Here is a 12,546-nt window from a genome sequence, read left to right as displayed (position 1 = left end):
TCAGAACTTGCCCTTGATGGTGACGCCGTACGTGCGCGGATCGCCCAGGATGCCTAGGAACGGGTTGACCGCCGTGGCCGTGCCGATGCCGACGTTGTAGCGCTTGTCGAACAGGTTGCGGCCCCAGACCAGCACCGACCATCCATCGTCGGCGGCGCGGATGCCGAGCCCTGCGTTGGTCAGGCCATAAGCCTCCTGCTTGCCATAGGCGGAGTAGGGGTTGAGCAGGTTGGTGCGCGACTTGTAGGTCTGGTTGGCATAGCCGGTCAGGTTGAGGCGTTCGTTGACCGGGCGGTCGAAATCGACACTGACCTGCCCGCTCCACTTCGCCGCGCCGACCACCTGCCTGCCCGACCAGTCGAGCGTGGTGGGGCCGCCGGTGTACTGGTACTCCACCGGCACCGGGCCGTTGACGTAGGAGCGGTAGGTGGCGTCGTTGTAGGCGCCGGTGGCCGAGATGTTGATGCCGTCCGCCACCGCGAAGGCGCCTTCCACCTCGACCCCGCGCAGGCGCACCCGGCCCACATTGCCCAGGTACTGGCCGAGCGCGAAGCGGTTGGGGTCGATCTGCTGGGCCTGGAAGTCGGTGATGTCGTTCCAGTAGAGGTTGGCGTTGAAGGTGCCGCGATTGCCGGCGAAGGTGGTCTTGACGCCGACTTCGTAGGCGGTGGACTTTTCGGGCTCGATCAGCAGCGGCTTCCCCGGCGTTGCGGAAAGGTTGGCCGCGCCCGACTTCTCGCCATGGCTGACCGAGGCATAGAGCAGCACGTCGTCGGTCACCTTGTAGGCCGGGTTGACCAGCCAGGACCAGCCGGTGGTGGTTTCCGACCCCTCCAGCGCGAACAGCCCGCCAAAGGCACTGACGATCGCCGCGCGAGCCGGGGCCAGCGCCGCCAGCGCGCCGGTCAGCGGGGTGCCGCCGGACACTTCGCCGGTGTTCGAGGCCTTCTTCTTCTCGCGCGTGTAGCGCACTCCGGCGGTGAGCGAGAGGCGGTCGGTCGCGTGCCAGGTGCCTTGGCCGAATACCGCGCCGCTGGTGATCTGCGCCTTGCCGCGCTGGCTGTATTCCACCCCGTCGAGGATCAGCGGCAGCAGGTAGGCGCTGGGCAGCGCGCCGGTCAGGAAATAGCGCGTCGAATCCGACTGGAAGGTCGAGCGGTTGTTGCTGACGAGATCCTCGCGCAGGAAATAGCCGCCGACCTGATAGTCGAACGCGCCGCCGGTGGGCGATGCGATGCGCAATTCCTGCGAATACTGGTCGACATCGACGTCGAACCCGGCGCGCAGGATCGAGAACGGCGAGCCGTCGCTGTCGTTGCTGGGGCGGAAGCGCAGCTGCCGCCAGGCCGAAACCGAGGTCAGCGTATGAGTGCCCAGTTCCCAGTCGAACTGGTTCGACACGCCCTTGACCTTGCTGGTGATGCGGTTCTGCGTGTTGTAGTCGGCGTTGTGCGGGGAATCGTAGTTCGGGGTGTAGCCGAAGATGGTCCGCAGCTTGTTGTCCCAGCTTGCAGCGCGTGCGGTGCCGTTTACATACGTGTTTGCATCCGCGAAGGGCGGGTAGAAGTTGTTGTACTCGCTCGTCTCGTAATATTCGGCGATCAGGCGGTTCGTGAAGTCGGGCAGTGTGAGCAGGAGTTGCCCGCGCACTGCCTTGCGGTTGACGTCGAGGTACTTCTCGCCATCGACCTTGTTGCGGATCCAGCCGTCCGAACGATCGAGATAGCCGGTGACGCGGTAGGCCAGTACGTCGTCGACGATCGGGCCGGTGGCATTGGCGCGGACCTGGTAGCGCCCGAAGTTGGCGTATCCCGCCTCCAGGTTGAGTTCGGGGTCGAAGCTGGGCTTCTTGGTCGTCACGATCAGCGCGCCGATCGTGGTGTTCTTGCCCAGCAGCGTGCCCTGCGGACCACGGACCAGTTCGACATGGTCGAGATCGACGAAATCCAGCCACGAGAAACCGACATGGGTGAAGAACACGTTGTCGACGATCAGGCCCACGCCCGATTCCGCGCCGTCGTTGTTCGCGTTGCCGCCAAGCCCGCGCACATAGATACCCGAGACGCGGGTGTTCTGCTGCACTGCCGAGAAGTTCGGCAGCTTGGCCGCGAAATCGGCGACGCGGTCGAGGTGCTGGACGTTGAGCGTGTCGCCCGAGACGGCGGTGACGGAGACCGGCACGTCCTGCAGCCGCTCCTCGCGATGGCGGGTGGTGACGTAGATTTCGGCGCCGGTCGCCTCTGCCCCGTCCACAGGAGCCGTGGCCGCTGCCGAGTCGGCCGCCGCCGCACTCGTCGAATGGGCCGCCAGCATGATCGATGCGACGCTCGCCCAGAGCAGTCGTCCCGCCGCTCGCTCACTCCTCGATTTCCGGTGCATTCTCGTACCCCCACGCAAGATTAAGTGCCGACACTTAATCTACCGAAAAGGTAGAGAATCGAGAGGAAGTTTTCTTTTGCGCCGGAAAACCGCAGCTTTTGGCCCGAATGGCCGGTATCAGCCGCCCTGGTGGACCCTGGCGTAATCGGCTGCCGCGCGCAGCGCCGGCGCGGTCATGGCCACGGTCTGCTCGACGAGCCTTGCAAGCGATGGCACGGGCCTGTTGCGGAATGCGAGATTATCCCTGGCCGCCAATGCCACGATCATCGCGACGTTCTGCTGGTAGAAATTCAGTTCGAACTGCGCGAAGTCCATCTCCAGCAGTGTTGCCATGCGCTCCATCAGGCCGATCACGAAACTGCGCCGGGCGTTGAAGGGATCGTCGCGCCGCGCGGGATCGAAGCCGATGCGGCTGGTGTATTGCAGCAGCAGGCGGGCGTAACTGTGCCGTCCGGCCTCGTCGATCTGCTCGGACATGGGGATGAATACTGCGGCGACGAGGGCGCTGAGATCGCTGTCGAGACCCCCTTCGTCCGCGCGGTTGACCAGTTCCCGCCGCCGTGCCTCTATCGCGCGCATCCGGAGCGCGAAGATCGCGTCCAGCAGGCCTTCCCGCCCGCCGAAGTGATACTGCACGGCGAACTTGTTGCCTTGCCCGGCCTCTGCGGCGATGTCCTGCAAGGAAGGTTCCTCGATCCCGTGCGTGCCCATCAAGCGCTCGCCGGCGTCGATCAGGCGGCGCTTGGTGCCGGTTTCCTCACCTTCGATCGCAAAGATGGTGGTCGGTTTCAGGTCGGGAAAGGGCACCATCGGTAGAACTCGTGATTGGCCGGAGCAGGGAGCTATGTCCGCCTCGTTACGCTGGCGCCTCGCGAATGCAACCGGCAGTCGCGTCCGGGCCGGGAATGGCGGAGCCCATCTTTATCGCCCGCTCATGCCGGCATCTGTCTCGACTGACGGAGCCCCGTTCGATGAGCAGGCGGTTTACGCATTTCTTCCGCCTATCTGGCGCCTTCCCGTGATGCGACGGTGCGCGGGCCATTATTGATCGAGGTACGACTGGAGCATCCTTTCTCCGAGTTCCTCCACTTCCTCGCGCGGTGTCTCGACAGTCTCCTCGTGTCACGCTGGGAAGCACCTGCGCAGGCTTCGGCAATGGCTCTCTACCGGCAGGCGCAGCGACGTCCTATCGAGCGGGTTCCCGGCATCACCCTGCATGAAAGCCATCATCTGTTCGCGCACCATGCCCGTGTGCGCGGCATTGCGTTCGACAACACGCATAACGTGCCGATCTTCCCCGGCGCCTGGTTGGACCGCCCTGGGGCTCTTGGCCCCGTAACCGGACCAGTAACGCCATCGCCGAATCCCGGTTTCCGGGATCTGCACGGGTCTTTCATCCGCCCAGATCGTCAGCCTGATTACGCATGGGCGGTATCTTCGGCATATCGGCCCGGTCGGATGGAAGGAGCCCTGCGGATGAAGCTCCTGACGCAACCGAGCAAGACTTGCGGTCCGGCCAAGGCTGCGCCTTCCGAATCCGTCAGATCGCAGAGCGGGAGTGAACACCCCGCCGCACGATTGTCCTTGCGTCTCTCGTTCCGGACCGAAGGCTTAACTCCTGCGTGCATCTATCGCTTTTTGCCATACGCGAAGGACGTTGCCGCTCCACAGCTTGTCGATGTCGGCGGCGCTGTATCCGCGTCGGCGCAGTTCGGCCGTGACGCTGCCGAGTTCGGCGACATTGTTCCAGCCCTCGACGCCGCCTCCATGGTTGAAGTCCGACGAAAGGGCGACGTGATCGACGCCAATGCGTCTGACGGCATAATCGACGGCGTCGACCAGTTCGCCGACGGTGGCCTTCGGCTCCCGGCCCACGATGTCATGATAGCGGCGGTCATATTCGGCCTGCCTCGATGCGGAAAGCGGCGCACCGCCGTCCTTGCCAAGGCCGAACTCACGCTGGAGGGCGGCGACTCCGTCGAGCGTTTGTGCCGAGCGGGGCCGCAGGTAGGCGCTGAAGGCGTTGATCGCGATGACCCCGCCGTTGGCCTTCAGCGCGTCCAATTGCGCGTCGGTCAGGTTGCGGCTGTTGCCGACGATCGCCCGAACGTCGGAATGGGTGGCGATCACCGGCGCGCGGCTGAGTTGCAGCACCTGGTCGAAAGCGGCATCGGAAAGCTGCGATACGTCGATTAGGATGCCGAGGTCGTTGAGACGGGCCACTGCCCGCTTGCCCAGCGCAGACAGCCCGCCGTTGAGCGTCGGACCGTCGCCGAGCGCCAGCGCGGGGCGGGATGAATCGGCGAATTGGTTGTGTCCGGCATGCACGAAGCCGACGATCCGCACGCCCCGCGCATACCACTTGTCGAAAGCATCGAGATCATCGCCTAGCGGCCAGGTGTTGAGCAGGCTTTCGATGACCGCGAAACGCCCCGATGCGGCGATCGCGCGCACGTCCGCGGGGGAAAGTGCCAGCGCCGCCAGTCCGGGATTTCGGTCCGCAATGGCATGGATCGCCGCATCGTGCACGCGCAGTTCGGCCTCGGCCTTCGCCAGCGATGCCGCATCGCGCGTGCCCTGCGGCACGAACAGGGCGATGGCGGCTGCATTGAGGCCGCCGCTCCGGGCGCGCTCCAGGTCGAATTGCGACGTCGCGTCATGCAGGCCGTTCCAGTCCGGCGCGGCGGCGGACTTGGGCAGGTCCAGGTGCGGATCGAGGGTAAGCGTCTGCGCACCGGCGGATGAAGCGCTCAGCGCGATGCAGGCGAGGAGAAGAGATCTTCCAATCACGGCTGGTTCCTTTCGGGGATGTGCGGGTGCGCGCTTTCCAGAACGCGGATGACGGCGGTGTTCTCTGTCGGCAGGCCGATGGTGATGCGGATCCAGTCGTCGAGCGGGGGAAAGGGCCTCCCCACGGCGATGCCCGCCTGCCCGAAGCGGTCGCGCAGGGCAGCGGCCTGCGGGGATCGGAAATAGACGAAGCTGGCCCGGCTGTCCGTGCGCTGCAGGCCCAGCCTGTCCAGCACGGCGCTGACTCTTTCGCGTTCGGCCACGGTTCGCAGGCGGATGGACCTCACATGGTCCTGATCCGCAAGCGCCGCCGCGGCGGCGACCAACGACAGGCGGCTGAGCGAGTGCGGGCTGCCGATGCCGCTGTCACGCAGCGTCCGGACCAGCGGCGCGGGCGCAACGGCGTAACCGATCGAGAGCCCCGCAAGACCGTAGATTTTGGCCAGCGTGCGGAACACCAGCACGTTGGCCCCGTCCCGAAGGAGCCGCACGGCGCTGCGGCCTGCAAGATCGTCGTATTCCAGATAGGCTTCATCGACGACGACAAGGGTTCGCGCCGCCGCCCTGCGGATGAAGGCGTCGAGCGATGCCTGATCGTTCAGAGTGCCCGAGGGATTGTGCGGCGCGACGAGGTTGACCGCGATCGTCCGATCCGTGATCGCACGCTCCAGCGCCGGCAGGTCGTTTTCGAGGCATGCGTCGAGCGGGATCGCGACGGCGCGTGCCCCCAGCGCGGCGCCCGCATCGACCAGCGCGGTATAGCCCGGCGCAGAGTAGACGACATCGCCGCCGCCGTGGGTGCGCGCCAGGTGAAGGCCGAGCGGCTCGAGAACCTCGCCGATCACGACCTGCTCGGGCGGGACGCGTTCCAGCGCCGCGATCCGGCGGGTGAGGGCGTCCACTTCGCCCTGATCGACGTAGCGTTCCACCCCCCGTATATGCGCTGCCAGCGCCTCCGCCACGCGCGGTGAGGGGCCGAAGGCGTTCTCGTTCAGATCGAGGCGGATCTTTGTCGCCACGTCCGGATGGGACTTGGCCAGAGCGGCGCCTGCCAGTGGGGCCACTGCAGCCGCGCCCAGCCAGGCGCGGCGGGAAAGAGACCAGCGCGCGTCCATCAGAAGCTGAACCCGAGGCGGGCGTAATAGAACGCGCCGCTGAAGCCGAAGGGAGAGAACTCGCTGTACGGAAACGCGCCGAAGGTATCCGCGCCGGTGAGTTGCGGGGTGGAGGCGATGTTGCGCGTCGGGTAGACGTTGAACAGGTTGTTCGCGCCGAATGTCGCGGTGATGCTGGGCGTGACCTGGCCGGTGAAGCTGAAATCGGTGACCCATCTGGGTTCCAGCCGCTGGATCACATCGACGTTGCCCGCCGTCCCCGACTGTGTCGCGACCGTCCTGAACGGCGTGGATCCTTGCGCGATCAGCGCCACATTGGCGGCAGACTGGTTGGTCAGCGCCACCTGCTCCACCCGGCCGTACCGGGTGGCGCGTACGTCGAACGTCACGACGCCGACTTTCAGGTTCGCGCCCAGCGCCACTTTGTCGCGTGGCTGACCATGCTCGATCCGAACCCGCTCGTTCACGTCGAACAGCGGCGTGGTGATGCCGAGCGCAGTGATCTGGGCAGGCGTCGTACCCACCCGGCGCAGGCGCACCTGGTTGTGGTTGTAGGCGGCGGTCAGCCGCAGCGTGCCCCACTCGCCCAGAGCCCTGGTATAGGCCGCGGTCACGTCCACGCCTTGCGTGCGGGTGTCGATGGCATTGGTGAAGTAGCGCACGCTCGTCACGCCGGGAATGCCGATGGAGGCGAGGTAATCGCGCAAGCGGCTGCTGCCCGAGGCATCGACGTAGTTGGACGAAAGCGCGATCTGATCGTCGATGTCGATGTGGTAATAATCGACCGAGGCCGTAAGCCCGCCGCCGGCGAACGTGAGGCCGCCGCCGAAGCTTGTGGATTTTTCCGGCTTGAGCGGCTGCGCGCCCAGCGCCTGCGCCAGCGGCGAGCCAACGGGAGCGGTGCGCACCAGAACATATTCGGGGAAGCCGGTGGTGTTGTTGACGATGGTGCGGCTGCTGGTGGAGCTGAAGTACTGCTGAGCGAGCGAGGGGGCGTGGAAACCCGTGCTGGCCGATCCGCGCAGGGCGAAGCCGGCAGGCAGCTGGATGCGTGTCGACGCCTGCCCGTTCCAGGTGTCTCCGAAATCGCTATAGTCCTCGTATCGGCCCGCAAGGTTGGTCTGCCAGCCTTTTACCGGCTCTGCCTGCAGTTCTGCGAAGACGCCGACGGCGTGGCGGTCCGTGTCCACCGCATCGCCGGGCTGCACGCCCGCGAAGCCCTGCGAGCCGATCGTCGGCACACCGCCCGCGTTCGGGCCATCGAGGATACGGCTTGGCCCGAAGGCATAGCTGTCCGGCTCTCCGGGCGAGATCTTGTAGCCGTCGTACCGCAATTCGGCTCCCGCCGCGAAACCGACCGGGGCAGCCAGGCCGATGTCGAAATCGCGGGTGAAGGTCAGGTTGGTGGTCGACTGCCAGTTGGTGAACTTGCCCGCATAGAAACTCGTCGGGCTGGCGGCGCCCAATGTCGCGTTCAGTGTATTGTTCGGGCGGTATTCTATGCTGTTGCCGCCATAGACGCTCGACAAGTCCCATCCCCAACCGGCGAGGTCGCCGCGCAGGCCCAGACCGGCGGAGTAGTCTGTGCTTTTCGTGTCGATGAACGGCAGGAAGCCGTCAGGGTAGATCGCCCTGACATTCTCGTCCTGCCCGGCGCGGCGGAACGAGGCGTTGGAGTGAGCCTTGCTGACGCGATATCCGCCAGAGCCGTAAAGCTCGGCAGAGCCCAGCGGCTTTTCCAGATTGACGACCACGCTTGCATCTTCGACGTCGCCCTGGTCGGCAAAGCGCCAGACGTTCCTATTTACGGTGGCTTCGCGCGGGTCGAGCCGGGTGCCGCTGACGCCGCCCGGCGGGTTGAGGCCGATGCCGGCGCCATAACGCGCCGAAAGCGGTTGCGGCGTGCCCGTGGGGGATATGCCGAAGTAGAACTGCCGGGTGTCGGGCTGCGCGCGGTTGGCGGCCTTGTGGTCCCGGTAGTAGCCGGTAACATTGATGAAGCCGTCCTCGCCCAGCTTCACGCCGCCGCCCAGCGAAACTTCGTAAGTGTCGCCGCCGCCGTCATACGTGGTGCCGGCGCTGGCCGACCCGTGCAGCGCGGTGTCCTCGCGCAGCAATATATTGATTACGCCTGCGATCGCATCCGAACCATACTGCGCCGAGGCGCCGTCCCGCAGGATCTCGATCCGCCCGATGGCGGCGGCGGGTATCTGGTTGAGATCGGTCGGCGTAGAGCCCTTGCCGATGGTGCCGCCGGTATTGACCCAGGCCGCATTGTGCAGGCGCTTGCCGTTGACCAGCACTAGCGTCTCATCGGGTGAAAGGCCTCTCAGGGATGCGGAGTGGATGTGAGTGTTCCCATCCGGCGTCGTCGGCGTGGCGAAGGCGAAGGAGGGAGCCAGCTGACGCAGCACCTCGGTCGTCTCCTGATAGCCCGAAGCGCGCAGGTCATCGCCTCTGAGCGCGTCGATCGGAACGGGCGAGGTCGTGACCGTGCGATTGGAAAAGCGCGTGCCCGTGACGACGATATCATCGGACGGGGTTCCGGAAGCCGGAGTGGTTTGCGCAGAAGCGCCGACGGGCGCCAGCCAGGCGGCCGACAGCATGAGCACCGAGCATAGTCGCATTTATGTTCTCCCCTGCGAACAGCGATATTACTCTACTTAAAAGGTAGACAAATAAAGAAATTCTATGCGGGAATGAAGATGGCGGCTGCGGCTGGCTTCGGGAGTGATCCAGTAGCAGCGTTAGCGGCCATTCGGCGCTGCCAGGGACATTGTCGCGATCGTCGTCATCGTGGTCTGCCGTGAGAGGAGGCTAAACAGCGATGCCCGACTGCTGCGGCTCTGGCCTGAGGCAAACCCGCAACGGATGGCGGGCAAGTGGTCTGCCGTACCGGGTAACGGTTATGCGGGGCCGCGTATCGACGAGGCAGGGTCACTTGTCATTATGGTCAGCGTCACTTTTGGTCGTGGAGAGCACCATCATGCCATTTTCTCGACGGGATCATCACCGAAGCGTATAACCACCATCGCAAAACAGTGTGCTGCCTGTCATATTCGCGTTGTCGAGAAGGAAGAGCGCCGCTGCGGCCTGGTCCTCGACTGCGGCTGGCCGTCCAGTGAGGCAGACTCCGTTCCAGTAATCGTAGGCGGCCTCGCGTTGTTCTGCTGGCCGATTGCGCCACAATTCCGTGTCGGTCGTACCGGGTGAGAGGCAGTTGACGCGGATTGGGGACAACTCGACCGCGAGGCCGCGGGCCAGGCCCTCCAGGGCAGAGTTGCACGCTGCGTAGGCCGGTGCGCCTATGGGCCGTGCCGAGGCTGCGCCGGACATAAGCACGACCGAGGCTTTGTCGTCGAGGTACGGCAGCGCGGCGAACACAGCCCAGTACTGGCTCCAGAACTTGCCTGTGAACAGGGCTTCGCTTGTCTCTGCGGCGCCTTCCCGAAAAGGGCCGGTATGATAGCTGGCTGCAGGGGTGAACAGACCGGAGAGCTGCGGAGCATCGGCGAAAAACGCCTCGAGGCTGGCACGAGCGGTCACGTCGAGGGTCCGGCCACGGGCATGAGGTCCCAGCCTTTGCAGTGCGCCGGCAAGGCGCTCCGGGGAGCGTCCGCCCACCAGGACGCGGTCCCCTCGCTCGATGATTTTTAGGGCAACGGCAAAACCAATGCCGGATGTCCCGCCAAGGATGGCGTACGTTGCTTTACTGCTCATGCGACCAACGGTATTCGGGAATTTCAATTGCCTAAAGCGATTAAAATTCCCCTCATTAATGCTTTGAAATCCGGAGTAAGCAAGTCGCAATGCGGCAGACGGGCGATGACATCAGCGTGTTCCTGGCGGTGTGCGAGGCAGGAAGCTTCGCAGCCGCGTCGGCTCGGTTAGGGGTGACTGCCTCGGCGGTGGCAAAGGCGGTGGCCAGGCTGGAAGGTCGCCTGAAGACCAGATTGTTCCATCGCACGACCCGGCGGTTGGCTCCAACTGCGGAGGCAATCATTTATCGCGAAGCCTGTCAGGAAGCGCGTGATCGGATCGAGCGCGTGGAAGCGGAGCTTGCATCGTTCAGCGCAGAGCCTTCCGGCATCGTCCGACTAAGCCTGCCGCCGCTCCTTGGCACGCAGGTCATAGCGCCTGCCCTATATGCCTTATGCCATCAATGGCACCACCTGCGCTTTGATATTTCGACTTCGACGGGGCTGACTGACCTTCCAGGCGATGGGGTGGACGTTGCGGTCCGTATAGGCCAGCTACCTGATCTTTCCGGAGTGACGGCACGGCACCTTGGCGTGCAAAGCGTGGTTCTGTGCGGCGCACCGGCCTATTTCGTGGATCGGCGCTATCCAAAGGAAGTGCGCGAATTATCAGAGCATAGCCTGATTGCGTCCTCGCGAAATGGGCGCGCTGCGTCCTGGTATTTCGATATGCCAGATGGGGACCGGGTCACATACGAACCATCGGCCAGCCTGTTGCTCGATGGCAGTGCATTGACCTTGTCCGCGATCCGAGGCGGCCATGGACTGGGCCTTGTACCGGCGTGGCTCGTTGCTGACGAGATCGCCTCTGGCGCCCTGGTACCGATATTGGAAGATCGGATATCAGGGCATCTGCCCGTGAATGCGCTGTGGGTGACATCGCCGGTGATGTTGCCGCGCCTGCGTCTCACCATAGACGCCATCGTGCGCTCCACCTGCGCTCTTCTCGCCGCCCCCTGAAGAAGCGTGCTCGTGGCAATGTGGTTGCGAGCTACAGCGGGTCTGGATAGGCAGCACCCCATGAACTGGCTCTACCTTGTCGGCGCCATCGGCTTCGAGATCATCGCCACATCCGCCCTCAAGGCGACGGACGGCTTCACCCGCGCGGTGCCCACCGCCGTGACGGTGGCGTGCTACGTCGCGGCGTTCTTCTGTCTTTCGGTTGCCTTGCGCACGATCCCGATGGGGGTGGCTTATGCGATCTGGTCGGGCGTGGGGATCGTCGCGATCTCGGTGATCGGGCTGGTGGCCTATCGCCAGCAGCTGGACGCACCGGCACTGGCGGGGATCGCGCTGATCCTGGCCGGCACGCTCGTCATCAACCTGTTTTCAAAACCGGCGGGGCACTGAGGCGCATACGGTCGAGTCGCGCTGCCAGCGGCCAGGCGGCGGCAATCGCCAGTACACAGGCACCAAGGCCCAGCGGTCCGACCGGCTGATAGCCGCCGAAGCCTTGTGCGATGAACCCGGCGCCCAGCGAGCCGAGCGACTGGAACAGCAGCCAGGTGCCGGTGGTCATCACCGCCAGCCGCCCGGTCGGATCGGTCGAGTAGGCAAGGCCCAGCAGCAGCGGATACGTGATGAACCAGCTTACATTGTAGAGGATCAGCGCGGCGGCGAAGAGGCCGGGTGCGGTCACGGTCGTCAGCAGCGCGCAGGCGATGCCGCAGGCGCCCAGCGCGAGCGCCATCGGCGCGAGGCGCGGCAATCGCGCGACCACCGCCATCAGGGCCAGATTGCCCGCGGCACTGAGCAGCGTGGCCAGGCTCTGATAACGGCCGAAGGTGGTGGCAGGCAGGCCGATGGCATGCGCGGCGCGCTCCATGAACGGCCAGATGGCAAGGCTGCCGAACGCGAACAGAGCCATCGCCGCCAGCACGCGCCAGCCGTCCGGGCCGATGGGTGCGCGGTGGGAGCCTGCGGTGACCGGCCCCGAAACCGGCGCGCGGCCCGTCGGCAGTAGCAGGGTGCCGAGGCCGAACACCGCCGACAGCACCGCGAGCGCCGCGAACATGCCGGATACGCCGTGGCTGGCGCCCACCATCGGCAGGCCGATGTTGACGGCGGCGAACAGCACCGTCTGCACCGCGATCCCCGCCGAGATCGCGCGCGCCGGATGGTCGGTGCGCCCGGCGGCGAGGTTGACCGCGCTGTTCATCAACCCGAAGCCGAAGCCCGTCGCCACGCGCCCCGCCAGCAGCGGCAGGTAAAGCGACAGCCCGGCCGAAGCCGCCTGCGCGATAACCACCAGCAGCGTGGCGACGATCGCCAGCGCGCGGGCACTGGTGCCCTGCGCACGCGGGGCGACAAGGAACATCGCGGCGGCGTAGGCGAGCGTCTCGGCCATGCTCCATGCGCCCATCTGGACGGGCGTGAAGCCGTAGCGGTCGATCAGCCCGCCGACGAGGTAGGTGGTGAAGTTATTGCCGATATGCGCCGCGCCGGTCGCCGCGCCGATCCCGGCGACGGTTAGAGCGAACGACTTGCGCGGCGCGGTGCCCATC

9 protein-coding genes are annotated in these 12,546 nt (G+C 65.4%); 2 read left to right on the top strand and 7 right to left on the bottom strand.

Annotated elements, in window-relative coordinates:
- From QRN25_RS09665 to QRN25_RS09640, 6 genes are all read right to left on the bottom strand, one after another.
- Entirely contained in the window at positions 1-2,379 is a 2,379-nt protein-coding gene (locus QRN25_RS09665) for a TonB-dependent receptor (protein WP_285019163.1), read from the bottom strand.
- Positions 2,380-2,496: 117 nt separating this feature from the next.
- The gene (locus tag QRN25_RS09660) at positions 2,497-3,189 is read right to left on the bottom strand and encodes a TetR/AcrR family transcriptional regulator (RefSeq protein ID WP_285019160.1); all 693 of its coding nucleotides are present in this window, start codon (positions 3,187-3,189) and stop codon (positions 2,497-2,499) included.
- 801 nt (positions 3,190-3,990) lie between these two features.
- Positions 3,991-5,169, bottom strand: coding sequence for a dipeptidase (locus QRN25_RS09655; RefSeq protein ID WP_285019158.1), 1,179 nt, complete (start codon positions 5,167-5,169; stop codon positions 3,991-3,993).
- A complete protein-coding gene (locus tag QRN25_RS09650; protein ID WP_285019156.1) occupies positions 5,166-6,284 on the bottom strand; it encodes a pyridoxal phosphate-dependent aminotransferase in 1,119 nt (372 codons plus the stop codon). The genes QRN25_RS09655 and QRN25_RS09650 overlap by 4 nt, the downstream gene beginning before the upstream one ends.
- Entirely contained in the window at positions 6,284-8,911 is a 2,628-nt protein-coding gene (locus QRN25_RS09645) for a TonB-dependent receptor plug domain-containing protein (protein ID WP_285019154.1), read from the bottom strand. The genes QRN25_RS09650 and QRN25_RS09645 overlap by 1 nt, the downstream gene beginning before the upstream one ends.
- Positions 8,912-9,293: 382 nt before the next feature.
- Positions 9,294-10,004: an SDR family oxidoreductase gene (locus tag QRN25_RS09640; protein WP_285019152.1), complete on the bottom strand. Its 711-nt coding sequence runs from the start codon at positions 10,002-10,004 to the stop codon at positions 9,294-9,296.
- Positions 10,005-10,093: 89 nt separating this feature from the next.
- Between QRN25_RS09640 and QRN25_RS09635 the strand changes: the two genes are divergently transcribed.
- Positions 10,094-11,002, top strand: a complete 909-nt coding sequence (locus QRN25_RS09635; RefSeq protein WP_285019150.1) for a LysR family transcriptional regulator — start codon at positions 10,094-10,096, stop codon at positions 11,000-11,002.
- 60 nt (positions 11,003-11,062) lie between these two features.
- Positions 11,063-11,392, top strand: a complete 330-nt coding sequence (locus QRN25_RS09630) for a DMT family transporter (protein ID WP_285019148.1) — start codon at positions 11,063-11,065, stop codon at positions 11,390-11,392.
- On the opposite strand, the gene QRN25_RS09625 is transcribed toward QRN25_RS09630, so the two are convergent.
- Entirely contained in the window at positions 11,361-12,545 is a 1,185-nt protein-coding gene (locus QRN25_RS09625) for an MFS transporter (RefSeq protein WP_285019146.1), read from the bottom strand. The two genes, QRN25_RS09630 and QRN25_RS09625, sit on opposite strands and share 32 nt — an antisense overlap.
- Between the last annotated feature and the right edge of the window lies 1 nt (position 12,546).

The organism is Novosphingobium sp. fls2-241-R2A-195, assembly GCF_030209485.1.
Taxonomy (GTDB): Bacteria; Pseudomonadota; Alphaproteobacteria; order Sphingomonadales; family Sphingomonadaceae; genus Novosphingobium; species Novosphingobium resinovorum.
This window is presented reverse-complemented; position numbering and strand designations above follow the sequence as displayed.